This is a genomic window from Acinetobacter guillouiae CIP 63.46, from assembly GCF_000368145.1.
Classification (GTDB): Bacteria; Pseudomonadota; Gammaproteobacteria; order Pseudomonadales; family Moraxellaceae; genus Acinetobacter; species Acinetobacter guillouiae.
Genome location: NZ_KB849285.1, coordinates 291640 through 318625 on the forward strand (window position 1 = coordinate 291640; position 26986 = coordinate 318625).

The window sequence follows — 26986 nt, forward strand, 5'->3', positions numbered from 1 at the left end:
ATATTGATACAGAAGCAGAAGAAATTGTTTTATATGAATTAGATCTGGAATATTACTGTCTCAGATCAATTCTGGTGACAGCTTCACTCAGCATCAATACAAATTTAAACATAGAACAAGCGCATTTTTTCTTACCTGAAGGAAATTTTTTCTGACGTTTTAGATGAAATTATTCCCATTGAAAAAGATGAGTTTTTAAATTTTTGGAATCAATCGATCTCTAAATATTTAAGTGATTGGAATGAATTAAAGAACAAATTTAAAATTGGGCAAAGCATTGAAACCGAGATTGTGTGTTTCTATCCTCAAGGGGTGATTGTTCAATATGGCGAAAGATTTTATGGTTTAGCCAATTACAAAGATTGTGAATCGCATTTAGGTTCAAACAACATGTATCCACAACAAAAAATTCGACTTTACTTAGAAAGTTTTGATAATGAAAATTTATGGATCAACTTTTCAATCCCCCCCTTCAGCACTGACCTAGAATATATTTTGCATCGGTAGACATCTCCTACAAAAATGCGTATAACGCTGTTTTCATCTCATCAGGTAACAATTGTGAAACTTATACTCGCCCCAATGGAAGGCTTAACCGACCCTATCATGCGTGACGTTCTCACACATGTCGGTAGCTTTGACTGGTGCGTGACTGAGTTTATCCGTGTAACGGATTCGGTCTTACCTGACCATGTTTATCATAGCTATTGTCCAGAATTAAACAATCAAGGCAAAACAGCCGCTGGCACACCAGTACACGTTCAGTTTTTAGGAAATAATCCTGAAATGCTCGCAGCCAATGCGGTACGCGCTGCTGAATTAGGTGCTCCTGCAATCGATATGAATTTTGGTTGTCCTGCTAAAACAGTAAACCGTCATAGAGGTGGTTCAGTACTTCTCGATGAGCCTGAAGTTGTACATGAGTTGGTCAAGGCTGTACGTGATGCAGTACCCAAACACATCCCTGTATCTGCAAAAATGCGTTTAGGTTATATGGATCGAAATTTTACCCTTGAAAATGCGCATGCCATTGAAGATGCTGGCGCAGCTTGGGTCACTGTCCATGCTCGGACCAAAGCTGATGGTTACACCCCACCAGCATTTTGGGATCAGCTACAGCCGATTCGTGAAGCACTCAAGATCAATGTGATTGCCAATGGTGAAATCTGGACCAATGCTGATGCGAAACAATGCCAACTTGAATCAGGTTGCCAAGATTTGATGATTGGTCGTGGTGCTGTGACTACACCAGATCTCACACAATGTATTCGTAAAAATACGGATGAACCTCTTATCACATGGTCTGAACTATTAAATTTACAAATTCGTTTTTTAAATGGGCCATATAAAAAAGAGCTGAACATGGTCGGCCGTTATAAACAATGGATTGGGATGATGTCTAAGCATTACCCCGAAGCCAAAGCCTTATGGGATGAAATCAAACGGTTGAAAAAAATTGATGAAGTGCTGGAGAAATTGAATCCTGCACATTTTTAAATTGCTTCATCAATCTCTAAAATTGCTTTAATTTCTTTAGGTTGAAATTCTTTTGATAATTCAGAAGTTGGATTCAATACCAATGTTGCCCCCTGAGTCATTTCAAAAAACTGCCGTGTATTTAAAGTGATATATTCGGCATCGACGCCAATATCATTTTGAATGGTTTCTAGTTCAATGAAGAATGGTATTGCTTGATCGCCTTCTGGTGTTTCTAAAATACGGAATTGAATTTTTTTTTGCTGATCTTGTGTTCCCAAACAATAAATATCCGATGCTAAAAGTAGATCGATAAAATCAGGGATCAATTCGTAATTTTCTTGGGTGTTGATAAAGAGTTGTTGTAAATTTTGCATGTTGTTGATTGTCTATTTTTGGTGCCATTAATATAGCTTATTCACGGTAGATATGGAATTGACCTGAGTGCTCAATTGGATATCCTAAAGCTTCGAATTTCAAATTATCAAGATTTAAGTTATTGAATTTAAATTATTATAAAAGCTTTAATCTCGTTTAGGAAACTATATTCATAAAGCATCTACTGCTGAGGGGATACGAAATCACCATCACTATTAGTTTTTCTATAATCACCACAGGATGCCGGAAAAGGGACTAAGCAAAAAATCCAAACAAAGAATTTCACAAATTGCATTTTTGAGGAATTCCTTTACTTTGGTAAATATTGAAATAAGTATTATTCTTTGTGAGTTCAGTATTTAATTCTAACCAATAATCCTTAACATTTACTCTCGTCGTCACTAAAAATTCACAATACTCATTCACATTATTTTTTATATTTAAAATATGTTGCTTCATGAGTGAAACATACACCTCTTTTGATTTCCTCTCATCAATCACATTCAAAGCAGAAATAAAACTTGTGGGAACAATTGGATCTGTATTCATTTTTTTAAATTTTTTCCCATTGTATTCAACACTTAACCCTAGACGAATACTTTTGAGTTGATTAAATTTAGAGTTCGCTGCATAAATCTCAGAAAAGAGATCAGGTGTTTGACTGCTATTATTAAAAAAATAAATTTTCTTGGTCGTCAAGCCATAGGATAGCACTTCATAGCGTTTACTATTCGAGACTGTATCCCTATTGATATAACCTTTTTTTTCAAGGTTCTTTATTATTTCACCTAAATCTACAGACATTGCTTTTAAATTAAGCTGGTTTACTGGTGCAAATCTTGAATAATTTATTTCAGAAGATAAAGCCGATATTTCTTTATCTTCAAAATTAAAAATTCGATTTTCTACATTCGCTCCAAAGCTATAGGATGTCATAGAAAAATTTATCAGGAATACAGTCTTAAGTTTAATAATATAATGATTTTTCATAATTTTTATCTGTCATTTTTGTATAGTATACAGTATAAGCAAAACTATTGACTTGACCTTTCCCTACAAACCATTCAGGTTCAGATTCCAAGATAATATGTACACCATTAAAATTCTTTTCAGTAATAACCTTTCCGTACTGATCCCCACCTTGACATCGCCCTTTAGTTAAAAAATTTTCTATGAAGTTATCAAGACTACTTTTATCTAAAGCTGCTGAATTTATTAAAAAAATTTGATCAGAAATTGATTGATAGATATTTTTATGGATATTTTCATCAAATGGAACGAAATTATCACTAGCATAATAATTTGTATTTGGACCTTGTCCTGTAGTTCTTACTTCTAATGTAGACATATGATGATAATTATCTTCAAAATTTTCATTATGAACTATTCCATTATCAAAACCTTGAGTAGCAGATAATCGATCTATAACTTTTAACTTCAAATAATTTGAATTCATTTCCTTATATTTGCTATATATTTTTTTAAAATTATAGTCCAAATACAAATCATGATTAACAACAAATAAATTAATATCTCTCGATATGTCCTTTAAGTCACTTTGAGTATCGCTTTTCTTAGTTTTTTTATTTATCTGACATAGATGATCTAATGGCTCATTAGGAGCACATGCAAATAGAAAAAAAGAGTATATAAAAATAGTTAAAATTTTCCTCATAACTCATTAAGCCTTATCAAAGGTATAAAATTTCTAGATAATTTTCAATATCATAGATATAGAAAACTAATATATTGATGTTTCAAATTTTTTATCCGTTTTCTTTGTAAAATAAACTGTAAAAAAAAGACTTGTTAGTTTTTCATTTTTATTTCCTGATGCTTCTAAAATAATACGAATATCATTTACATTCCACTCTAGCACTTCTTCTTGTGACGAAGTGCTGCACTCGAGCCTTTTAATAAAAAGATTAATATTTTTATCTAAATCTTTATCATCTACTTTATTTCCATTGATCACATAAATTTGATCACCCAACATTTTAGCAATAGTATTGAAAATTTTATCATCGTAAGGTACATAATTCGTACTTTTAAAAAACATGTAATTTGTCTTAAAGTTTATATGTGTATCTAGATTAGACATATAATGCTTATTTTCTTCAACATTATTACCGACAGTACCATCTGCAAACCCTATTTCAGCAGGAAGTTTATCTAAAACCTTTAAAACCATGTAATTGCTATTTAATTTTTTATATCTGTTAATTATTTCTTTTTGATCATAATTTAAAAAAATTCTATTTTCATCTACAAAACTATAAATATTTTTTCCAACTTTAACATCATAACTATTTCCAATATCTGAATTTTCACTATTTTTTAAACTACAGTTATCCTTATTTGAGCCAAATGAACAAGCTGATAGATGTATTAAAGCTATCACCAAAATGAAAGATTTCATAACACCACCATCGCTAATAACCTAATAAATAATTATACCTGATGTCTAAAATCATTAAGATTAATGTTTGAATATTGAAAAAAGTGATAATTCCAAATCTTTATACTCATTGTATTTTTTAGTTTTGCAATCGATATCTCTAATTTCCCCGCTAGCAACTTTAGCTGCAATAAATTTTTTATTAATTGTAGATACTTCATATACAACTTCATTCTCATCAAAAGAACCTGAATATATACCAGTTCGAGGATTAAATTTACCATCCTTAATATTGTTAATTAAATTACTTAAAACTTTGTCATAGATTAATTCAGAATCGGTATCACTTACTGCAGAAATCACATCTATAAGTGCACTTTTTATAAGTTTTCCTTTAAAAATTTGGGGATCAGATCTAACTTCAAAATTAATATATTTAACATAAGTGCCTGCTGAAATAATTAGAATTTTGCCTACTACATCGTAGTTATCATCAACAATATCGATATAACCTTGATTTTCATATACATTCATATTATTCAAGGAAGTAGATTTTTGAATTTTATTATAAAAATCACTAACCTTTATTCCTAAGTTTTTTTCTATAGGACTCTCCATTGAACTTTCAAATGGTAAATATTTATTTATATCCAAACTAACATTAGGCTCAGGAGTAAGACAAAATTTATTTATTACCTCATCATTTTTATCTCCAGATGATATTACTTTCCCATCACAACCGACCGTAAATATTAAAAATAAGAATCCAATATATATTTTCATTTCAACCACCTATCAATTCACAGATCTATCTTTTCTAACTATATCCCATTGCCACTTAAATAGATTTAAAAATTTATTATTTAAAATATATTTATTTGTATATTCTCTTTTATTATGTGGATAATCCATCAAGTTATCTACATATCCTTGTGGAAATTTATGAAAAGAGAGTCTATTAATACCAAAGCTATCTGAAAATGTATGAGCCAGCCCTAAAGTATGGCATAGTTCATGTATAACAGTATGTAGATACTTTATATCACCATCTTTTTTATCTACTGACGGATACTGAATAGCAGTGTTATAGATTATAGCTGCATTTCCCCACTTTTTGGCTAAGTTTCCATCATTACTTAAGAAACAATTAATTTTCTCTTGAAAGCTATTATCCTTAGAACTAGCTATTCCTAAAATATTTCCCGCATTTAGACCAATAAAAAAAATAAAAGTTCTATGATGCCCATCATCATCCAAATTTAAAACTTTACCATTTATAACTGGTTTCCTATCTCCATATTTATCATATAAATCTATAATATTCTTCTTTATTTCGCTAGCATCCATTGAACCACATTTTTTTAAGAAATCTATAACATCTGCATTTTTTATTATTTTAGGATCATCTAATTTAAAAGTTAAATCCGCCACAACTTCAGCTCTTATAAGTGCCTGATTTAAAGTTGAAAATTTCAAATGAAAATCTAGATTTTTAGGTTTATTGAATTTTTTCAATTTTCCCCAAAGTACATCTATAAGTACTATTTCTGCTTTAGGTATTACAGCATTTGGGTAAAGAACTAATCTACCAACATTCTCACTCACTCCATTTTTCTTCGCATATATATCGATATATTCATAATTTGAGAATGGCTCTAAACATTTAATATTAATACTAGTATTATTTGTGTAAATCGCTTTATTAATTTTATTACCATCTTTTTTTAAGTGAAGCACATTTCTTTTTAAAATCAAATCACTTAATTTAATTTCAACATTCGATAATTTTATTTTTTTATTTGATGAGATAAGCTCAATAATTGTTCCATCATCACTTAAGGGTTCTTTACTATCAAAATATAATTGCTCTATTTCAAGTTTTAAGTCAACACCATCATTATTTATAATGGATGAACTTGAAACTCCTTTCTTAGCAATAGCAAATAAAGATAACCATGCAGGATAGTAAACTAATCCATATGGTCTTAAAATACTTTTTGGAGCATGATAAATTTCTGCAAGGTTATTAAAATTATTTAAGTAATAAGGTCCTTTTTTTACATTTTTATTACCATTATCATCATATACATCGTAACTTTGATCATACCTATATTCATCTCTGATCCAATCAAACCCAAATCCTCCTTTATATAAACTATCATTTCGTCTAAAATGAACCGTAAACTTCCTTAAACACGTTGCACATGAAGTGCCCGCTGTAGGACTTGCACCACCAACACCCATCTTAAACCTCCAAATTAATCAAATTTTTTATAAAAACGTTATGATGAAATTCTTTTCCCAATACATACTCTTTATATGATTGGATATCATTGGAATAATTTTCTTGAAGTGAACCCAATAAATCTTTTTGTTTTAAAAACTCTATTTTTTCTGGATAAATAATTGAAAGATTTTCTTGAAGATTGGAATGACTAAAACTCTGATTTAACTGCTCAATTGCTTTAAAAACAAATTTAAAATTATGCCCTAAAACCACACTTTTATAGCTTTCCAAAAGTGTATAAAAAGCATCCACATAAGATACTTGCTCCGCAATATTGTAATGCTGCATTTCATTTTGGAGCCAAAGATATTGCGGATCATTTGCATAATCTATTCCCAAATAAACATGGCTCTTCACCATATATTTGAGTGTATAAATTTGATTGATGCCTTTTTCAATATATAGATTGATCAGGCTTTGGACAGGTTCTAATAGCTGATCAAATTGCCCATTCAGTTTAAGGGCTGGGTTTTCTTTTATAATTTCATAGACAAGGTCATATAAAAATTCTTTATTTTGCTCAACATCTAATTCATATAATTTTTCTTGGCTGAGTATGAGCATTATGCATTCTCCAATACCATTAATTGATTAGAATCTACATCCTGATAATTTCGAATTGAAATGACCCATTTTGTAATACCCTCAAAAAATTCATCTTCTTGTTGATCTGTCAGTATTTTATGAATTTTTTTAACAATTCTTGGATCAAACCATCTAAATAATTTTTGTGTACCATCAGGAAATTCTACTGTGAGATAGCGTTTCATCTTTTTAACAAACTGAGTCAAATCCAATGAACTGCATACCAGATTTAAAGCCTGTTCATCTTTCCATGTTTGATGAATAAAGCTAAACCCTTCTTCTTCGAGCACCTCTAAATCATTGATTAAGACAAGTACAGGGGCAACTTCAAAAGGTGCATTGCCCTCCGTTGTACCTGAAAATAATGAATAAAACTCGAGCCTTGCGTCATTTCGCCATGTATTGATAAAGTGCAAAGTTTGATCTGAAACTTGCGCCGCATCCAAGATTAAATACATGTTCAAATCATGTTGATCTTCTTCGATACAGCTTTTTATATTTTTAAATGGAACAATTTTTCTTTTCATTTTATTTATCAACAAATGCCATTCCAAACTTTGCTGCATCCAATAAACAAGGCTTACAGATATTTTCATAGAATGATGGAAGTGAATAATCGACTTTTGCTCCACCAATAAAACTATGTTGCCCTGCCTTCACTTCGAACTTAGCAGCCGTGGTCACAAATACACCTGAACCATTAATCTTTAATTGAGAGCCACCAGAGGTGATAATAATTTCTTTGAGACTCTTTAGCTCAATCATCTCCTCAGTCGAAATGATTTGAATACCTTTACGTGCAATCAAATCCGCACCATCACCTTGTGCTTGGATCTCAACCTTACCTTTCCCAGCAAAAAGTCTTGCACCTTCTTGTGCCGCAAAAAGACTAATCTTTGATTGTGCATGTGCAACTAAATTCTTTTGCGTACTCAGGTTGATACTATCACCTGCTGTATAACTGATTTGTTTATCCGCAGAAAGATGTAAGTCTTCATTGCTTGCCAATGCGATTGAATTCGGTGCAGCCAAAATCATCAAAGCTTGTTTAAATGCATCAGCTTTGTCTTTTTCACCTTTTTCGATTTGATCAAGAAATTGCTTGAGATTTTCCAATACATCCAGTGGATCAGTTTGCTGATTCTTAGCAACTTCACTTAAGGCTTTGGAATTATTTAGGCTGCTTTCTAACTGACTTTTCGCGGCTATTGCATCAAGGTGATTGCCTGAAGCTGAATCTTGAGCATAGGTACTCAGTAGTAGCCCCTGTCCTGCACGCACTGCTCCCCATTGGTCTGTTCTTAGTTCAAAGCCTTGGCCTCGTCCTTCACTGGTATCGGTTTCTTTAGGATGACTCAGATTACCAAGGTTAAGTTGACTCGCACCGTGACTACTTTGTAGCTGGCTGCTGATTTGGTCTGTGGTATCGTCAAATCTAAGCTGGCCATAGCCACTGCCTTTAACTTCTCGACTTTTGATCCCCGCTAATTTTTTGGTATCAGGCAATTGGCCTTTGTCATCAAATTTAGTTGGACTCCGTTGCGCTTCATGGATACGTCCCACCACAAATGGTCGGTCAATATTGCCATCAAAGAAATCTATCACCACAATCTCACCAATCCTCGGTAAGAACCGTGCACCATAGCCTTCACCTGCCCACGGGGTCAGTACATCCACCCAAGCGGAATCGGTGTCGTTGTCATTGCTCCCTGCACCACCATCATGACTATGATCTTCATTGCGAGTAAATAGGAAGCGAACTTTAATACGTCCCCATTCATCCACATGAATTTCTTCTCCACTTGGCCCAACCACTTTGGCTCGTTGTGGATGGGTACTTGGACGGTGTTGTAGTGGGTGGTATTCAGGAACAGTGGTGATATTACGGCGTTGTAGTACCAATTGATTGGCTTGGCGCTCTGGGTTATTTGAGTCTACATTTGAATTGACCCAATTGCTCTGTTGGAGCAAGCGATTGATTTGTTCATTCAGATCTTTGGGTAAGTTGTTCTGGTTATAGAATGTCTTTGACGTGATCAGAAACTCTTTGTCTGAGCCACTGTGTTGGTCTATTTCTGGGTGTTCGTTTAACTCAAACCAGTACCCCACTTGTGCATCGCGTACAGTGGAATTGGCTATAAATTGTTTGGATTGGGCATCGTAGTAATGACTGAGGTTTTGGTTAATCTTTTCAATCTGATTGTTATTTGAAGCGGTTGCTTGGTCTTCACCATTTAGGTCTTGAATCCATGCTGGACTAATATGCCAAGCCTGTTCTAAACCAAGACTGGCATTGTTCTGATTTTGACTGTGTTGGTGTTTACTTTGAACACTGCCTGCACCCTCTTCTTGCTCTAACACATCTGCTTGCCAGCGTTGTACATGGACAGCAGTGGGTTGTAAGCTGCGTTGTCCGATAAAGCTGGTGATGCTGTCTTGTTGTTCTGTGGCACTGCTGCGATGGAAGCGGATCTTTCTTCGTTCTAGTGCTTTGTATTCGCTATTGTCATCCACCAAGCGCAGTTTTTGCGGCTGAATTTGGGTCGCAGCGCTTGCTACAATCAATTGCGCTTCATCAATCAACCAGTTGATCCCTTCACTGCGCATCAAGCGGGTTAAAAATACATAGTCGCTTTCGTTACTCTGCATAATGAATGGTCGAATATCGTAATCTTTTTTCAGTCCACTTTTATCGAGGCTTAGACTCGATGCAAAGAGTGGGCTTTTGTCTTGCCATTCTTTAAAGAGGGCTTCTATGACTTGCACAACCGACTTATTCATAAACACTCGGCTGTTACGGCGTTTATGCCACAGTGAAGTGGCATCTTCGAGTTTGAATTTATATAACGTCAGTGCGCCATCACTCTGCCCTTGTGCGGCCTCAGTAATCACCCCTGTGCTACGAAACAGTTGTCCATGATCTGTGACTTGATCAATCGCCACTTGGCTACCAATGAATTGTTTAAGTGGAATCACAGCCGAAGTGGCAAGGCAAATCAGTTCAACAGACACACCTTGGTTTAGACCATGTTGTCCATCGATACGTTGTAAGAAGACTTGGTTGTTTAAGTCTGTATTGCTAAATTGGATATGCAAGGCTCGTTTTTGTGCGTTTAGTCCAAGCTGATCCAATATTTTATAAATGCTATTTACTAAGCTGTTCATTTTAATAATTTATTCGTTTTAATTGCCTCTATTATAAATTAATTCTAAAATTTTTCTATTTAAAAAAACAATTTCATTACTAAAAACACTTAAATTCAAATAGATCTTTTGATTAATTGTTGAAAAATTAAATAAATAATCTCACTAAAAATGTAGTTTAAATATTCATATATTTCTAATAAATCAACATTATTCATTTCCATAAACACCTAAAATCAAGCTCAAAATAATCTTGTTTGTATACTTGATTTCAATTTTAATCTCAGCCTGTTTGTTATGTCTGATATGTATTCAATACTGATCAATCCATGTTGTGTTTATATACATAAGCCTCATTTAATTTATGTCTTCTATAGCAATGCCAACTTTACTACTGCTTTATGTTATAAAATAGCTACACATTTCATTCTTTTAGGAATTTTCCTATGAACGATGTTAACTCTCCCAAGAAACCGTTGTGGAAATCTAAAGCAGTAATTTTCGCAACAATCTTTAGCTGTTTATTCCTTGTATTCTTCTATATGGCTGTAACCAATGAACCAGATTATATGCCGAGTCAGCAAAATAAGCAGATAGCGACGCCTCAGACGGAGAATACCGATACAGCACCTCCACATGACACGCAGCAAATGTCGAATGATGAAATGAAAAACATGCCACACAACTCAGCTCAGCCAGAACATGCAAACTAAACAATCTATGATCAATGATTCACGTAATGCGCTTGTCGTAGAAGGTGGCGGTATGCGTGGGGCTTTTACCTGCGGTGTACTTGACGCTTTCCTACAACAAAATTTTAACCCTTTTGATCTTTTTGTGGGAGTGTCTTCTGGTTCAACAAACCTCGCCAATTACCTTGCTCGACAACAAGGTCGTAATATCGAACTCTATTTAGACCACTCACTTCGACCTGAATTTATTCGTTATGCTCGCTTTTTTAAAGGTGGGGATTTACTGGATATGCAATGGATGTGGAATATTGTCGAGAAAGAGAATCCTCTAGATCAACAAGCTTTATTTAGTCAAAATCCTGACTTTTATATGGTGTTGACTCATGCTCGTACAGGTTATCCTGAATATTTACGTGCTGGGAAAGACAATATTATCGATGGATTACGTGCTTCTAGTTCTATTCCCTATCTGACACGACAGGCTGTAGAAATTTTTGGAGAGCCTTATTTTGATGGCGGTGTCGCAGATGCCCTCCCTGTTCAATGGGCAGCGCAACAAGCAAATATTCAAAATCTCTTGGTGATTCGTACGCGTACACAAAATTACTTTAAAGCCAGCAGTAAAACAGATCAATTCTTGGCAAAATATTTGCTTAATCAACATACTGGCTTTGCAGATAGTCTGAAAAACCGCTGTACTCGTTATAACCAAACTGTCGATTTTATCCGCCAAAATACTCAACAAAGCATTTTTGAAATCTGCCCACCTGACAATAAAAAGTTAGCAGGCCGTTTATGTAAAGATAAACGCAAATTGCAATATACCTATGAAGTTGGCTTAGAAAGCGGACAAAAAGCCATAGAAGACTGGAGTAACGCACACAAAGGCTAAAAGCGAAATTCCCAACAGACTAGTTTTTTAGCTTGTATTGCGTGACATATCCTTCTTGTGGAAAAGCATCCTTAGTGATGCTTTCTACTTGTACAACTTGCCCTTTGACTAAACTGATCAAAGGTGGCTGTTCAATCGTAATTCGCATGCGTTGATTGACCAGTGATTGGCATCCACTGTCAGCTCTTCCATTCTTTTCAGCTTTTAATATTTTGATATACATCGTCAATTTACTTTTTTCAAACTCACCTTGTGGCCCATTGATTGCCATAGTCATGGTTGAAGTCGCTTCTAAGACTTTAACCGTTAATAGGCAATGGTTCAGATAAGATGCCCAAGTCAAATTGGGTACAATAAGACCCATCATCAAAAAAATACCAAGTATTGCACTTTTCATTTACTGATCCCTTTTCCAAAATTTCCATGACTTTTCAGGGCATGCATAAAGCTTGTCAGACACAGTCACTTCTTGATTGGTTTTTAGATCAAATACTTGAAATTGGCATTGGTTATTTTGATATTTACCTAAAATTTCATAATCGTGTCCAGCCTGTGGTCTGAACGAAGCAACAGCATCCACACATTGATCAAAAACTTGTGCTTTTGTCCGAGATGAATCAGTCGCTCCAAATACAAAACCATATAAATTCACAGGTTGGTCGGCATTTAAAATAAACTCTTTATAAGAAATCAGTTGGTAAGTTCGCATAGCATTGCTTTCAGCTTCTTTCTGAATCGCACTACGAGGCATCCCTTCTTCGATATTAAAGGTGATTCTGGCATACGCTTTTAGCGCAGATAATGCACCATTTCCACTTAAGTAATCCCGTATCCCAGCTTTTCTTCCTGCACAATCAAATGAATGTTGAATTAAAGTTTTTGTCGCACCCTTTCGATAGACCCGAATCCGTGACTGTGTCGCTGGATCATAAGTTTTTGGCTTTGTTTCTACCTGCAACTCATAGGCTAACGGTTGTTGTTTATCTGTTTCGGCTTGTGCAAATACACTGAATTGAGATACAACTCCAAATAAAAATAAAACCTGAAACTTTACCCTACCGTGCTTATATAATCTTTTCATTTTATTTTTAAAATATTAAGTATGTCTTGAAAATACTTTACACGATGATCGGCCTGTGTCGATATTACTTTTTGTTGAGGGTCAAATAAGATCGTTTTCATGCCCAAAGCTTTTGCACCGCGAATGTCTGCTATCTCATGATCGCCAACAAAAATGCAGTGCTGAGGAATAACACCGAGCTGCTGACATGCCAATTGGAAAATTTCTGGATGAGGCTTTCGCAGTCCAACAGCTTCTGAAACAATCACACTCGAAAAATACTCACTTAAACCTAAGGCTTTGAAATTATCTTCCTGAAAAGGTGTCTTTCCATTAGAGATTAATCCAAGAGAAAAATTTGCCTTAAACAAGCTATAGATAACCAGATCAACATCACTAAAGCTCCGACAAAATTTATTAAAGTCTAGAATATAATTCTCTAATAGCGCTTGTGTCGAATAGTTAGATATTTGAAACTCTTGAATAAGTTGAGCATATACCTGATCTTTCCATACAGAACCATTGTTATCCAACTCAATAAAACGCTGAATAAATTGTGGTTTCTGTTGAATCGTAACCAGCTCGAAGAAATTTACCTGCCAATTTAAAAAAGCCTTTAGGGAGGAGGTGCGATCAAGTAAGGTTTGATCTAAATCAAAAAGTACAACTTGAATCATCTCTCCATCCTCTAAATCGAAAAGACTTGCTAAAGGATCAATAGATTATGATCATTGATTGTCCATTCAGTCCGTTCTATCCATTGAATGCTTGTAGTGTTTCTAGGGTAATCCCTGCGCCACCACATACAATCACCAAGACCTGATCAGCGGGTTTAAATTGAATCGCCTGATCATAAAGCACTGATAACGTTGCACCACATGCCGGCTCAACCAAAATACGATGATCATCCACAAATTTTAAACAAGCATCTACAGTGTCTTGATCTGAAACAACCAAACTACGAACTTCAAGTTCTTGGCTCACTTCAAATGCATTTTGACAAACTTTTTTTGCTGCAAGTGTTGTTGCTATACCACTCACTTGATCCAATTCAACATGTTGTTTAGCAACAATCGAAGCATGTAAGGATGCTGTACCTTGGGTTTCAACCGCATAAATTGGAATATGGGCTAAACCATGTTTTTTTAATCCTGCTGCAACACCTGAAAGTAAACTTCCGCCACCCACAGATAAGACCACCGCATCTGGAGTAACGCCATCTGCAATGACTTCATCAATCATCGGGATAATGCCTTCCCATAACAATGGATGATCAAAAGGATGAATAAATACATCATGCTGTGTTAATAAGGACTGCGCTAAAGCATTGGCTTCGGTCCATGAAGCGCCATGTACAATAACCTCTGCACCTTGCTGGGCAATTAATTCTCTCGCACATTGTGCTGTGGTTTCAGGAACCACGACGGTCACCGGAACACCTAGTTGTCGACCTGTATAAGCAACAGCTAAGCCTGCATTGCCACCCGATGAACTGATAAAACGCTGAGCACCCTGCTCAAAATATTTTTGACAGGCATGGCTAATGCCTCGTTGTTTAAATGACGCCGACGGTTGTAAGGCTTCCATTTTTAACCACACCTGACATTGATTCAGTTGGCTTAAAACTAAAGATTGAATTAACGGGGTTTTTATACTGAGCATAGGTAAATCGATTCTCTTGGCTTATTTCAATGTGGGTTTATTTCAATCTTGGTTTATTTCAATCTTGGTTTATTTCAATTCAGTCATTTTTTAAACTTAACCCCATATCGATATGTGGAATCTCACAATCTAAATATTCTTCACCCTGTACCTGAAAGCCTAAGTTTTCATAGAAGCGCGTTGCATAAACTTGAGCGGATAATTGAAGAAATGCTCTATTTTGCTGTTTTGCCACTTGAATAATCTGTTGCATGAGCAGTTTACCGATCCCTTCACCTCGATATTGTTGCAACACAGCAACTCGACCAATACTGTTATTTTCCAATAACCGCGCTGTCGCAATGGGTTGATCTTGAGCATATACAACAAAATGCAATGAAATGGCATCCTGCTCATCCCATTCATCTGCTTCACTGATGTTTTGTTCTTCGATAAAAACCATGCTTCGAATCAGTTTTGCATCATGTTGAAGCTGACTCCACGGCCCAGATTGAATGACAAATTGGCTCATTATTTAAATCCTAATGGTTGAGAAATTGATCCTTCATTCTTGCAATTATGCTAATGTAATGCACAGTGACAATGCGTTCACTTTCACCAACTTAACTAAACTTGTAGAATAATTATGTTTCTAAATCATAAATTTAAAGTATTTATTTATAGCGCAATTTTACTGACGACTCAAAGTATTTATGCAAAAACATCCGAGCTAGATCGTGTGAACATTATCTCAAAAAGCATGATTGGATTATTTTCTCAAGACTCAAATCAAGATCAGCTTAATTTAAAAATGAGTGCCGCAATTGCAGGTATCTCAGAAGCTGAAGCTAAAAAAAACCGCGATGAAAGTGGCGAAAAACAAGCCACTGCATCTGAAAAGATGAAGGAAATACTCAAAGAACAATTTAATGCCAACGATTTTAAAATTGTTGCGCCAGCATTTGAACGCCAAATGAAAGCTCAAAGTGCTGCATATCAGAGCTGTAAACAGGATGGTAAAATTATTGAAAATAGTCAAAGTTTTCAAGTACCGTTAACCTGTAAAGTCCCTGTGCTTAATTTAGACAATGTTCAAATGCCTGAACGTGGTAGCAAAGAAAGTGATGCTCAATTTGCAGCTAAAGCAACAGACTTTCTGACAGAACTACTGATTAAAGCCCCAACAGAAACATTAAAAACCAGTATCTTGATTCATAAAATGGGTGAGCAATTGATTCCAGAAATGGATGATCCGCAATATTTTCCAGATACCATTTCTCGAAAAACCACGGGCACAAGCGAAGCTGAGCTTGATGAAATGAATCAGCAATAAAATAATTTATCTAAATAGTACCAAGAGAGAAAGCAGTTAAACCTGCTTTCTCTCCTCACAACGCGCTAGCACTTAGCGCCAATGTCTTGCTGGTCCCACTGATCATTCAATAATAATTCTAAGGATTGCTTTTGAATCCCATACATCTCTTTTAAAGCACGAATTTGATCTAAGACTGTTTGATCAGGTGCAGTGAAATCTTTACGCTTGGTTGCCAAAATCATTTTGTTTTTACTGGTATGTTCCAATGCCACAAATTCAAAGACTTTGGTTTCATAACCATACGCTTTCAGCAACAGAGCTCGAATGGTATCTGTCAGCATTTCAGCTTGTTGTCCTGCATGAATACCGAATTGCAACATCGGTTGTAACACTTGTGGACTATTCAATTGTGGGCGTAATTCTTTATGGCAACAAGGTGCACACATAATCATTTGAGCGTTTAAACGGATACCTGTATGTATCGCAAAATCTGTTGCAACATCACACGCATGTAAGGCGATCATAATATCCAAATGGGATGGATGATACGTTCTCACATCACCTTGGAAAAAATCCAATTGATTAAAATCGGACTTTTGCGCAACCTCTTGGCAAAATTTCACCATTTTGTCATTCAGCTCAACACCTGTTACAAATGGGGTTTGATGTTGTTTTGCCAAATAATCATATAAAGCAAACGTTAAATAGCCTTTTCCTGAACCAAAATCGACAATTTTTAAAGCCTGATCTTTGGTTTTTCCATCGTGCGCTAAAATCTCTGGCTGTTGAATATGCACTAAAGCACCTGAAAAGATTTCAACAAATTTGTTAATCTGCTTCCACTTACGTGCCATGCTTGGAATAATCTGTGCATTGGCATCGGTAATACCGAGCGGTTGGAGGAAATAACTTTCTTGATCGACAAAACGATGTTTTGTACGATCATGCCCTTGTTGTTGGTTTTTAGCGGTTTTATCCAGCTTATTTTTACTGACGGTCAGCAAGGCTTTCTTTTTATTTTTCTTCAGCTGCGTTTCAGCCTCATGGGTAAATAAATTGGCTTGTTTACAATCCTCTGCCAGCCCCTGAATCGTGGTTAATGCATGGGTAAGTGGATAGTTTTTAGTAATATCATTGGTTTTGTAACGATATAGACAGCTTAGAACCGTTTCATTCTGTAGCTGAATGACGCGAAAGGTCATTTTCTCTAAATCAACCAATTCTCCTTTATACTGACTTAAAATCAAACGATCTAAGCTTTGATTATCAATAGCTTGCTGTACGCTATCAAAAAATTGTTGTTCCTGAACAGATAAGCTTGCCACATTGGACATAATCAAAACTCGTATTAATTAAGTTACCTATTTTAAGACGTCTTACTTTAAAGGTAAAACTCCATTACTATACAGTTGTATTTTTAGGATAATAAGATCCAATGTCGACAGATAAATTGATTCACATCTATGCACCACAAGAAGAACGTATTAATGCGTTGAGTCATGCATTCGGTGCAATTTTGGCTGCTCTAGCGACTGTTTTGATGCTGATTAAAGGCAACTATCTGCATGGATGGCAATTTTTTGGATTGCTTGTCTATGGTCTAAGCATGATTTTACTGTTTTCCAGTTCAGCAATTTATCATTTTTCTGTCGATGAAAAAAAACGCCAATGGTATAAAAAGCTGGATCATACCGCGATTTATTATTTAATTGCGGGAACCTATACGCCCTTTTTGGCAATTGCCATCCCAACAGCAAAAGCACATTATTTATTGATTGCACTTTGGGTCATCGCAGCCATTGGAACACTATTCAAGTTAATATTCATTCATCGTTTTGAAAAAATTTCACTGATTGCTTATTTGGTCATGGGTTGGCTTGCCGTGCTTGTAATGGATGATATGCAACAGTATTTAAAACCAGAAGCATTAAAATTATTGGTCATTGGTGGTTTAGCATATACAATAGGCGCATTGTTTTATGCCTTAAAAAGAGTAAGATACACTCATGCTATTTGGCATATATTTGTTTTGGTCGGTGCAGGATCACATTTCCTTGCAATCTATCTTTACGTCATTTAATTCATAGACACTCAAAATTCAGTGACCCTGATGGAGTGAATTTGGGTTGATCTCGTTGTTTTTTTAAGAAATTACGCCTTTTTTAAAAAGATTACGCTTTAAAGACTCGTTTTACTTTTAAAAGTGTAAGGTTCACCATGGCGTCATTATCTACTGCTACTCCAGAAATTCAAACAAATTCAAAGGCTCGTGTTCTTTTCGCAAGTCTTGTAGGTACAACAATCGAATTCTTCGATTTTTATATCTATGCAACTGCTGCAGTCCTCATTTTTCCGCATCTGTTCTTCCCAGCAAGTACAGATCCGATGACGGCAACAATTCAATCACTCGCAACATTTGCCATCGCATTTATTGCCCGCCCTATTGGCGCAGCAATCTTTGGTCACTTAGGTGATCGTATTGGTCGTAAAGCAACCCTCGTCGCGGCTTTATTGACCATGGGTGTTTCAACAGTGTGTATTGGTCTACTTCCAACCTATGCACAGATTGGTATCGTTGCACCACTATTACTTGCACTTTGTCGTTTAGGTCAAGGCTTAGGTCTTGGTGGTGAATGGTCTGGCGCAGTCCTGCTTGCAACCGAAAATGCACCTGAAGGCAAACGTGCTTGGTATGGGATGTTCCCACAACTGGGCGCACCGATCGGTTTTATCTTGGCAACGGGTTCATTCCTTGGTCTTGGCGCATTGATGTCTGAAGCAGACTTTATGCAATGGGGCTGGCGTATTCCATTCCTTGCAAGTGCTGCATTGGTGATTGTGGGTTTATATATTCGCTTAAAATTGCATGAAACCCCAGCGTTCCAAAAAGTATTAGACAAACAAAAAGAAGTTAATGTTCCATTTAAAGAAGTTGTGACCAAACATTATAAAATGCTCTTCCTCGGCACAATTGCTGCGGTGTGTACATTCGTGGTGTTCTATCTCACAACAGTATTTGCACTCAACTGGGGAACCAAACAACTGGGTTACTCACGTGCAGAATTCTTAGAGATGCAACTGGTCGCAACACTGTGTTTTGCTGCTTTTATTCCGCTTTCTGCTGTATTTGCTGAGAAGTTTGGGCGTAAAGCAACCTCTATTGGGGTATGTATTGCCTCTGCACTTTTTGGTTTAGTATTTGCCAGTATGCTTGAGTCTGGCAGTACCGTAATTGTGTTCTTGTTCTTATGTGTAGGTTTAGCATTGATGGGAATGACATATGGTCCAATTGGTACGGTCTTGTCTGAAATTTTCCCGATTTCTGTACGTTATACAGGCTCAGCATTAACCTTTAACTTGGCAGGTATTTTGGGCGCATCTTTTGCACCTCTGATCGCAACTGAACTTGCAACCAAATATGGCTTACAAGCGGTGGGTTACTACTTGACAGCAGCATCCATTCTTTCACTGTTGGCATTCTTGGCCATTCGTGAAACAAAACATGATGATGTTAACAACCAAGTTTAATCCCCCTCTCAATGATCAAAGCCTGCAATTTTGCAGGCTTTTTTGATTTAGCCAAATGCTAAAATTCAGGCTCAGATACAATCTCAACCAGTAGATTATTAAAAGGCTGCATAAAAGACAAATAGCTTGCATGCAATGCCATACGCGCTAAATCGGTGTTAAACGGCGTAGGATGATAAAGCTTATCTCGCATAATCGGATGCCCAATATATTGCATATGCACCCGTAATTGATGAGAACGTCCTGTAATCGGTGTAAGTAGCACCCGACTTACATCCTTTTCAGCATCATAGCTTACAGATTCAAATAAAGTTTGTGCGGGTTTGCCTAACTCAAAATGCACGATCTGGCGTGGACGATTTTCCCAATCGGTAATCAAAGGCACATCCACACGACCATTGCTATTGATTTGCCCTTGCACCAAAGCAATATAATTTTTTTTAACAGTTCTCGCTTGAAACATTTTACTTGCTGCAACTTCTGCATCACGATGTTTGGCGAACAATAGAATGCCCGAGGTTGCCATATCCAAACGATGGGTAATCTTGGCATTTGGATATATTGCTAATACTCGAAAATAAGCGCTGTCGTGATGTTCAGGCAAACGCCCCGGAACTGAAAGTAACCCTGCGGGTTTATTGATGGCAACAAAGTCATTATCTTCAAAAATAATGTCAAGTGGATCTAAAGGAGGCTGATAAACAAAGCCATCATCAATCGGCATGTGGATCGCATATTGAGAAGAATTGCCGAAAAATAACAATAGACTAAAAAGCTGTCAAGCATGTACATGCTTTATTATTTTCAGCAATCAAAAAAACTCCAATACACGAGAATATTGAAGTTTTTAAGTCTCTATACAATACGTTTAATCCGATCAATCAAGCCTGAATATTCAATACCAACTGACGTTTCTTTACCTGTTGTCCAACTTGCCCAACAATCTCATTCACGACACCGTCCACATCAGACTTAATCTGTTGCTGAATCTTCATCGCTTCTAAAATCAACAAAGTTTGACCTTTAGTCACCGTATCACCCGCATTTACCAAGATATTGATAATCGCACCATCCATTGGTGCGCGAATGTGACCATCGCCTGCGACATCGGAAGTTTCAGGTGCTGCATAGGTGGTATTTTCAATGCTGATATTGCCATTTATCGCATCTAAATACAGCTGATTTCCATCTAAGACATAGTCAATCGAACGGCGTACACCATCCACCTCATAAATCAATTTTTCTGCTTGCTGTCCAATAATGCTGATCCCAAGTGTCTGCCCACAAATTTCAACGCTCACTTGGTTTTGATCACGTTTCAACAAAAGCTGTAATAACTGATCATCATGCTTGAGTTTTAAAGGTAAAGATAACGCAATTCCGGTATTCCAACTGCTTTGACTAGAAGCATTGGTCAACAGTGCCGCAGCAACAGCTAGGTGTTCTAAGCCCAAAGCTTGTTTATGTAAGCTGGCATCTGTTTGGAAATGTTCCTGAATAAAAGCGGTATTGGTGTCGCCTTTGACAATAATAGGGTGTCTAAGCAAATTCACTAAAAACTGCTTATTACTATTCACCCCCAACAATACGCAATCATCTACAGCACGCGCCAAGAGCCGAATGGCATCCTGACGGGTTTGACCATATGCAATGACTTTTGCCACCATTGGGTCGTAAAACGGACTAATTTCATCCTGTTGCAACAAACCATGATCAATTCGAACATTGGGTAAATCAGCAGCTTGCCAGCGCTGTATTTGACCAGTCTGTGGCAAGAAGTCTTGGCGTGGGTCTTCTGCATATAAGCGAACTTCTATCGCATGCCCTGATAAGGTCAATTCAGATTGTTGTAAGGGCAAGGTTTCACCATTGGCCACACGCAGTTGCCATTCCACCAGATCTAAACCCGTGATCAGCTCTGTTACTGGATGCTCGACTTGCAAACGTGTATTCATTTCGAGGAAATAAAACTCACCTGATTGATCCAATAGAAACTCAACCGTTCCTGCACCGACATAATCACATGATTTCGCTGCTGCAACAGCAGCCTCACCCATTTGTTGGCGTAAGCTTTCGGTCATCACTGGACATGGAGCTTCCTCAACCACTTTTTGATGACGGCGCTGTATCGAACAATCACGCTCAAATAAATACACATAATTGCCGTGGGTATCGCCAAATACCTGTATCTCAACATGGCGTGGAGCAATCACAGCTTTTTCAAGAATCAGCTCACCTGAACCAAAGGCATTTTCTGCTTCAGAACGCGCTGTTTTTAAGGCTTCAACAATATCAGCAGATTGCTGTACCAGACGCATACCGCGCCCACCACCACCTGCTGAAGCTTTGACCATCAGTGGATAACCAATTTTATTGGCTTGTTGTTCTAAATACTCTATATCTTGCTGATCACCTTCATAGCCCGGCACACATGGTACACCCGCCTGAATCATGGCAATTTTTGACAGACGTTTACTGCCCATCAATTCAATTGCAGGTGCAGGTGGGCCAATAAAGGTAATTCCATTTTTCTCACAGGCTGCTGCAAAATCGGTATTTTCAGAAAGAAAACCATAACCGGGATGAACAGCATCAGCCCCCGTTTTTTTACATGCGTCGATAATATTTTGAATAGATAAATAGGACGCTGAAACTTTTGAAGCACCAATATATACAGCCTCATCTGCAAGCTGTACATGGCGCGCATGACGATCTGCATCTGAATAGACAGCCACGGTCTGATAGCCCATTGCTTTTGCTGTTTTCATCACGCGAACAGCAATTTCACCACGATTCGCCACCAATATTTTTGAAAATGCCATTCTCGTTTTCCCTATTTTTGGTTTTATATTCACTTGATTATCTTGGTTGAATCACACCGATCTCAATCAAGATCAGTGATCCGCATTGTCAGACTTATGCATCAAACCAATTTGGATGACGCTTTTGGATAAAGGCCATTGTCCCTTCTATACCTTCTTCACCACCCACAGCATTGGCAAATTGCTGCGCAGCATCATCCAATAAAGGCGTCAAAGCTTCATTTAAAGTACGATGCAATAAAGCTTTAGTCACACGAGACGCTTGCGGAGCGGTACGTTTAATCTGCTGAATGGTTTCGATCAATAAAACTTCCAGTGCTTTTTCATTCTCAACCACTTCATGTACAACACCAACCTTCAATGCGGTATGCCCCTCAAAACGTGCACCAAGTAAAGCCAAACGACGCGCTTGAGTTAAGCCAATTCGCTTTACCACAAATGGGGCAATCTGGGCGGGAATAACCCCTAATCCTGTTTCAGGTAAACCAAATTTGGCATCGGCAAGACTGATTGCAATATCTGAAACACAGGCCAAACCAAAACCGCCACCCAATACTGCACCTTCTAAAACTGCAACAACGGTTTGTGGCGCTTGATCCACTTGCTCCAGCATATGTCCAAATTGACGATTGAAATCAACATAAGGCTGATTAGAACCAACACTGGTGGCCTCACCACGCAGTTGGGCCATATCTTTAATGTCACCGCCTGCACAAAAATGTCCATCTTTGCCACGTAAAATGACTGCACGAATGGAGATATCATCTTGAATCGTTTTAAACACCTGTTGAATCGCTTTGACCATATTCAAACTCATGGCATTGCGACTCTCAGGTCGATTAAGCCATAGGGTTAAAATGCTACCTTCTTGCTCAAGCTCAATACTGCGATCAAACTGTTGTGTTGTTAGAGATTGCGAAAGTGCCATATTTATTCTCCTTGTTATTTACGTTTAGATGGAAGGATGTCCATCAACTTACAAATAATTCCAAGCATAATTTCATCTGCACCGCCACCAATCGAACCTAAACGGCCATCACGATACAGCTGAGAAGCGGGGTTATCCCACATAAAACCATTTCCACCCCAGAACTGTAAGCAACTGTCTGCAACTTCTCGCGTCAAACGACCTGCTTTAAGTTTTGCCATAGAGGCAATTTCTGTTGCATTCCCACCGTCAATGTGGATTTCACAGGCACGATAGGTTAAGGCACGTAAAGCTTCTACTTCAGTCATCAACTCCGCAAAACGAAAATGTACATATTGGTTGTTAATCAGCGGTTGTCCAAAGGTGCTTCGTTCTTTGGTATATTGAATGGTTTGTTGAATCACATTTTCCAAACCACCAATTGCATTGGCAGCCGCCCACATTCGTTCTTCTTGGAACTGCATCATTTGCATCATAAAGCCCATACCTTCTGCACCCACCAAGTAGCGTTGTGGTACACGAACATTGTCAAAATAGACTTCTGCTGTTGTGGTTGAACGCATTCCCAGTTTATTAAGCGGTTCAGAGAAGGAGATACCTGTGGATTTTGCAGGAACAATAATCATGGACTTATTGACATGCGGTTTATCATCAGAGGTATTGGCCAATAAGCAAAAAAAGTCAGCTTGTAGGGAGTTGGTAATCCACATTTTGCTGCCATTAATCACATAATCATCACCCTGTTTTTTTGCGGTGGTTTTGATGGCTGCGACGTCTGAACCTGCATGTACTTCCGATACAGCAATCGAAGCGACATATTCACCCGCAATTGCAGGTGTTAAAAATTCATCCCGTAATTCTTGACTACCAAAGCGAGCCAAAGCAGGCGTTGCCATATCCGTTTGCACACCAATCGCCAAAGGTACGCCACCACAGGCGGCTCGCCCTAATTCTTCTGCAACCACAAGGTTATAAGAATAATCTAAACCTAATCCGCCATTTTCTTCAGGCTTACAAATCCCCAGCAAACCTAAATCCGACAGTTTTTTAAACACATCATGAATAGGAAATCGCCCTTCAGCTTCCCATGTCGGAATATAAGGATTGAGTTCAGTCTCAACAAACTGACGTGTAGTACGGCGTAGTGCTTCATGCTCTGTTGTAAATTTCATTGTTTTTTTCCTTAAATTTAATCTTCTTTAACTCGCTTTAATAAAGCGGAGAACACCCCACTTTTAAAAGATGAGGAATGATGAGCTTTGCAAAGGGCGAGGATTTTTAAAGCCTCGATACACCAAATCGTATTGGATTTAGTTTGCGATGTTCTGCTTCATAAATTGTTTCTAATAAGAAGATCAGGACTTTGCGTGTATCACGCGGGTCGATAATTCCATCATCATGCAACATGGCCGTATTAAATAAGGCGGTTGACTGCTGTTCTAATTTTGCTGCTGTACTTTGCTCTAAGAAATCTAGCATCTGCTCGTTAGGCTCCATCCCTGAAGCTTTTTGCTTTCCTTCCGCTACGATACGTAATACCTTGCCAGCCTGAGCTGAACCCATCACCGCTACATGCGAGTTTGGCCATGCAAAAATAAATTGCGGTGATAATGGACGTCCACACATCGCGTAATTGCCCGCGCCATAGGAACCTGCCACAACGATAGAAATTTTCGGTACAGTGGTATTGGCAACGGCCTGAATCAATTTCGAACCATGCTTAATAATGCCGTTCTGTTCAGCATCAGTTCCGACCATAAAGCCTGTGGTGTTATGTAAAAACAGTAATGGACGTTTGGTCTGTTCACAGAGGTGAATGAACTGTGCAGCTTTGGTGGCGCCTTGTGGGGTAATCGGTCCATTATTGGTGATAATTCCGATATGTAATCCACCAATTTTTGCCCAGCCACACACGGTCAATGCATCATATTCTTGTTTTACTTCAAAGAATTCAGAGTCATCAACAATTCGTGCAATCACATCTTTCATGTCAAAAGGCTGCTTCGGACTTGCAGGAATGATCCCTAACAGCTCCTCGGCAGGATAACGTGGCTCTTTATAGCTTAAATTTAACTTTTGAGTTTGCTCTTTCCAGTTAAGATGCTCAAAAACCTCACGAGCAATACGAATTCCATCGGCATCATTCTCGGCTAAAAATTCTGCTGTTCCAGCAACCTGTGCATGCATCTCTGCACCACCGAGTTCCTCTGCTGTTGCCACTTCTCCGGTTGCCGCCAAAAGTAAAGGTGGCCCTGCGAGTAACATCTCAGTTTGCTTACGAACTGCAATCACATAATCAGATAAACCCGGTTGATACGCTCCACCCGCTGTTGCATTACCATGTACCACGGAGACTTGGGGTAAACCTGCGGCAGACAGCCGTGCCTGATTGGCAAAGGTCATTCCACCATAAGTAAATACTTCAGCAGCGTAATTTAAGTTGGCACCCCCACTTTCAGTGAGAGTCAGCATCGGTAATTTTTGTTCAAAAGCAATCGCCTGCAAACGTAAGGTTTTTTGTACTCCCATCGGTGACATTGTTCCGCCTTTGATTGCACTGTTACTTGCTGAAATCAGACAACGAACACCGCTGACAAAACCGATCCCTGAAATAATCCCACCACCTGCATCTGAACCATCTTTATCATCATGCATGGCATAACCCACCAAGCCACACAGTTCTACAAATGGTGAATCAGCATCAAGAGCTAAACGGACACGTTCATGCGGTAAAATTTTACCTTTCTTGTCAAATTTGGGTTTGGCTGCATAAGATTTTTCAATATTCTTATTTTGTACTGCACGCACTTCGGCAATCTGAGCAAGTAATGCCTGCTTGTTCTGTTCAAATTGCTCACTGCCAACTGCAATTTCGGATTGGAGAACAGTCATGAATTTTCTCCTGTCTGCTGGTTATTGGTTTGATCACTCAATTGTTGTTTTAATACATCTGGAATAAAGGCACGATGGAAGCCATTAAACGACTCGCTATTCGAAGCATCTGCCAATGGATACATTCGAGTGCCTAAGGACGCAGCGCCATCAATACGAATCGTCATGCCAGAAATGAAACCTGCTGCTTCTGAAAGCAAATAGCAGATCGCTGAAGAAATTTCAGATTCGGTACCCATTCGTTTCAGGGGTACATTCCCCGCCAAACTTGGAATAATAAATTTGGCAAAATCACCGGTGTAATTGTCCATTCCTGAAGAAACAATCCAACCAGGTGCAACACAGTTAATACGTACCCCAGAACGTCCCCATTCCACCGCTGCTGTTTTGGTTAAATTATCTACCCCAGCACGGGCTGCACCAGAGTGTCCCATCCCCGGCATGCCACCCCACATATCAGCTGCCATATTGACAATACTGCCACCATGTTTTGCCATCCATTGGTTATAGGCTTCTTTCATTAAGTAGAAAGTTGAATGTAGGTTGTTGCGTACCACAGCATCAAAACCGTTGGCAGAAATGCCTTCTAAATTTGAGGGAAACTGACCGCCAGCGTTATTGACAAGGCCATCGAGTCTGCCAAATTTTTCAATCACTTCAGCAATCATCTCTTTCACGTTGTGTTCTTCGCGATTATCACAAACGATAAAATGAACTTTGCCACCATCTTCGATGATTTCTTTGCTGACATTTTCCAGCTTTTCAATTTTCCGCCCTGTAATCACCACTTGAGCCCCTAAAGCAGCCAGTTCATGAGCAGTACAGCGTCCTATACCCGAACCACCACCGGTCACAATGATGACTTGGTCCTGAAAAGCATCCGATCTAAATATTGAGTGATAATGCATTTTTATATCCAAATTGTTGTCTTTTAACTTGCTTAAATCT

27 protein-coding genes are annotated in these 26986 nt (G+C 37.8%); 6 read left to right on the plus strand and 21 right to left on the minus strand.

The genetic code is table 11. The features are described from left to right. Positions 1-561: 561 nt before the first annotated feature. Positions 562-1497, plus strand: a complete 936-nt coding sequence (locus F981_RS18295; RefSeq protein WP_178283385.1) for a tRNA dihydrouridine synthase — start codon at positions 562-564, stop codon at positions 1495-1497. On the opposite strand, the gene F981_RS18300 is transcribed toward F981_RS18295, so the two are convergent. The 9 genes from F981_RS18300 to F981_RS18340 all read right to left on the minus strand — a co-directional run bounded on the left by F981_RS18300 (position 1494) and on the right by F981_RS18340 (position 10289). Beyond that, positions 1494-1853, minus strand: coding sequence for an SseB family protein (locus tag F981_RS18300; RefSeq protein ID WP_004724069.1), 360 nt, complete (start codon positions 1851-1853; stop codon positions 1494-1496). The genes F981_RS18295 and F981_RS18300 overlap by 4 nt on opposite strands. A 283-nt stretch (positions 1854-2136) precedes the next feature. After that, a complete protein-coding gene (locus F981_RS18305; protein WP_004724070.1) occupies positions 2137-2844 on the minus strand; it encodes a hypothetical protein in 708 nt (235 codons plus the stop codon). After that, the gene (locus F981_RS18310; RefSeq protein ID WP_004724072.1) at positions 2822-3529 is read right to left on the minus strand and encodes a hypothetical protein; all 708 of its coding nucleotides are present in this window, start codon (positions 3527-3529) and stop codon (positions 2822-2824) included. Before F981_RS18310 ends, F981_RS18305 begins: the two co-directional genes overlap by 23 nt. Before the next feature lie 66 nt (positions 3530-3595). Continuing rightward, on the minus strand, positions 3596-4273 hold the full coding sequence (locus F981_RS18315; RefSeq protein WP_004724075.1) for a hypothetical protein: 678 nt from the start codon (positions 4271-4273) through the stop codon (positions 3596-3598). Positions 4274-4333: 60 nt separating this feature from the next. Next, positions 4334-5035: a hypothetical protein gene (locus F981_RS18320; protein ID WP_004724076.1), complete on the minus strand. Its 702-nt coding sequence runs from the start codon at positions 5033-5035 to the stop codon at positions 4334-4336. A gap of 12 nt (positions 5036-5047) precedes the next feature. After that, complete coding sequence (locus tag F981_RS18325) at positions 5048-6496, minus strand: zinc metalloprotease (protein WP_004724078.1); 1449 nt, start codon at positions 6494-6496, stop codon at positions 5048-5050. A 1-nt stretch (position 6497) separates the two neighbouring features. Continuing rightward, on the minus strand, positions 6498-7103 hold the full coding sequence (locus F981_RS18330; protein WP_004724079.1) for a hypothetical protein: 606 nt from the start codon (positions 7101-7103) through the stop codon (positions 6498-6500). Further along, positions 7103-7651 carry a DUF4123 domain-containing protein gene (locus tag F981_RS18335; RefSeq protein WP_016539473.1) on the minus strand — a complete coding sequence of 183 codons (549 nt, stop codon included), beginning with the start codon at positions 7649-7651 and terminating at the stop codon, positions 7103-7105. The genes F981_RS18330 and F981_RS18335 overlap by 1 nt, the downstream gene beginning before the upstream one ends. 1 nt (position 7652) lies before the next feature. Next, the gene (locus F981_RS18340) at positions 7653-10289 is read right to left on the minus strand and encodes a type VI secretion system Vgr family protein (protein ID WP_004724082.1); all 2637 of its coding nucleotides are present in this window, start codon (positions 10287-10289) and stop codon (positions 7653-7655) included. Between the two features lie 425 nt (positions 10290-10714). Between F981_RS18340 and F981_RS18345 the strand changes: the two genes are divergently transcribed. Then, positions 10715-10981 carry a hypothetical protein gene (locus F981_RS18345; RefSeq protein WP_004724087.1) on the plus strand — a complete coding sequence of 89 codons (267 nt, stop codon included), beginning with the start codon at positions 10715-10717 and terminating at the stop codon, positions 10979-10981. Between the two features lie 7 nt (positions 10982-10988). Next, on the plus strand, positions 10989-11852 hold the full coding sequence (locus F981_RS18350; RefSeq protein ID WP_016539475.1) for a patatin-like phospholipase family protein: 864 nt from the start codon (positions 10989-10991) through the stop codon (positions 11850-11852). 19 nt (positions 11853-11871) lie between these two features. Here F981_RS18350 and F981_RS18355 read toward each other — a convergent pair whose 3' ends face one another. The 5 genes from F981_RS18355 to F981_RS18375 all read right to left on the minus strand — a co-directional run bounded on the left by F981_RS18355 (position 11872) and on the right by F981_RS18375 (position 15085). Continuing rightward, on the minus strand, positions 11872-12249 hold the full coding sequence (locus F981_RS18355; protein WP_004724091.1) for a hypothetical protein: 378 nt from the start codon (positions 12247-12249) through the stop codon (positions 11872-11874). Further along, complete coding sequence (locus F981_RS18360) at positions 12250-12933, minus strand: hypothetical protein (RefSeq protein WP_004724094.1); 684 nt, start codon at positions 12931-12933, stop codon at positions 12250-12252. Next, positions 12930-13589, minus strand: a complete 660-nt coding sequence (locus F981_RS18365; protein WP_004724096.1) for an HAD family hydrolase — start codon at positions 13587-13589, stop codon at positions 12930-12932. Before F981_RS18365 ends, F981_RS18360 begins: the two co-directional genes overlap by 4 nt. A 76-nt stretch (positions 13590-13665) precedes the next feature. Next, on the minus strand, positions 13666-14574 hold the full coding sequence (locus F981_RS18370) for a pyridoxal-phosphate dependent enzyme (RefSeq protein ID WP_004724097.1): 909 nt from the start codon (positions 14572-14574) through the stop codon (positions 13666-13668). A 79-nt stretch (positions 14575-14653) separates the two neighbouring features. Next, positions 14654-15085, minus strand: coding sequence for a GNAT family N-acetyltransferase (locus F981_RS18375; RefSeq protein ID WP_004724100.1), 432 nt, complete (start codon positions 15083-15085; stop codon positions 14654-14656). Positions 15086-15199: 114 nt separating this feature from the next. Here F981_RS18375 and F981_RS18380 point away from each other — a divergent pair, with 114 nt between their 5' ends. Next, on the plus strand, positions 15200-15886 hold the full coding sequence (locus F981_RS18380; protein ID WP_004724101.1) for a hypothetical protein: 687 nt from the start codon (positions 15200-15202) through the stop codon (positions 15884-15886). A gap of 65 nt (positions 15887-15951) precedes the next feature. On the opposite strand, the gene F981_RS18385 is transcribed toward F981_RS18380, so the two are convergent. Continuing rightward, complete coding sequence (locus F981_RS18385; protein ID WP_004724102.1) at positions 15952-17202, minus strand: class I SAM-dependent methyltransferase; 1251 nt, start codon at positions 17200-17202, stop codon at positions 15952-15954. 101 nt (positions 17203-17303) lie between these two features. Here F981_RS18385 and trhA point away from each other — a divergent pair, with 101 nt between their 5' ends. After that, positions 17304-17948, plus strand: a complete 645-nt coding sequence (gene trhA, locus F981_RS18390) for a PAQR family membrane homeostasis protein TrhA (protein ID WP_004724103.1) — start codon at positions 17304-17306, stop codon at positions 17946-17948. Positions 17949-18085: 137 nt separating this feature from the next. Continuing rightward, complete coding sequence (locus tag F981_RS18395; RefSeq protein WP_004724104.1) at positions 18086-19396, plus strand: MFS transporter; 1311 nt, start codon at positions 18086-18088, stop codon at positions 19394-19396. 58 nt (positions 19397-19454) lie between these two features. Here the strand turns inward: F981_RS18395 and F981_RS18400 are convergent, their stop codons facing one another. From F981_RS18400 to F981_RS18425, 6 genes are all read right to left on the minus strand, one after another. Then, a complete protein-coding gene (locus F981_RS18400; protein WP_004724105.1) occupies positions 19455-20120 on the minus strand; it encodes an RluA family pseudouridine synthase in 666 nt (221 codons plus the stop codon). Positions 20121-20277: 157 nt separating this feature from the next. Further along, positions 20278-22218: an acetyl/propionyl/methylcrotonyl-CoA carboxylase subunit alpha gene (locus F981_RS18405; protein ID WP_004724106.1), complete on the minus strand. Its 1941-nt coding sequence runs from the start codon at positions 22216-22218 to the stop codon at positions 20278-20280. 94 nt (positions 22219-22312) lie between these two features. Beyond that, the gene (locus tag F981_RS18410; protein ID WP_004724107.1) at positions 22313-23146 is read right to left on the minus strand and encodes an enoyl-CoA hydratase/isomerase family protein; all 834 of its coding nucleotides are present in this window, start codon (positions 23144-23146) and stop codon (positions 22313-22315) included. A 14-nt stretch (positions 23147-23160) separates the two neighbouring features. After that, positions 23161-24318, minus strand: coding sequence for an acyl-CoA dehydrogenase family protein (locus tag F981_RS18415; protein WP_004724108.1), 1158 nt, complete (start codon positions 24316-24318; stop codon positions 23161-23163). A gap of 106 nt (positions 24319-24424) precedes the next feature. Next, positions 24425-26038 carry an acyl-CoA carboxylase subunit beta gene (locus tag F981_RS18420; RefSeq protein WP_004724110.1) on the minus strand — a complete coding sequence of 538 codons (1614 nt, stop codon included), beginning with the start codon at positions 26036-26038 and terminating at the stop codon, positions 24425-24427. Beyond that, the gene (locus F981_RS18425) at positions 26035-26946 is read right to left on the minus strand and encodes an SDR family oxidoreductase (protein ID WP_004724112.1); all 912 of its coding nucleotides are present in this window, start codon (positions 26944-26946) and stop codon (positions 26035-26037) included. The genes F981_RS18420 and F981_RS18425 overlap by 4 nt, the downstream gene beginning before the upstream one ends. Positions 26947-26986 lie beyond the last annotated feature (40 nt).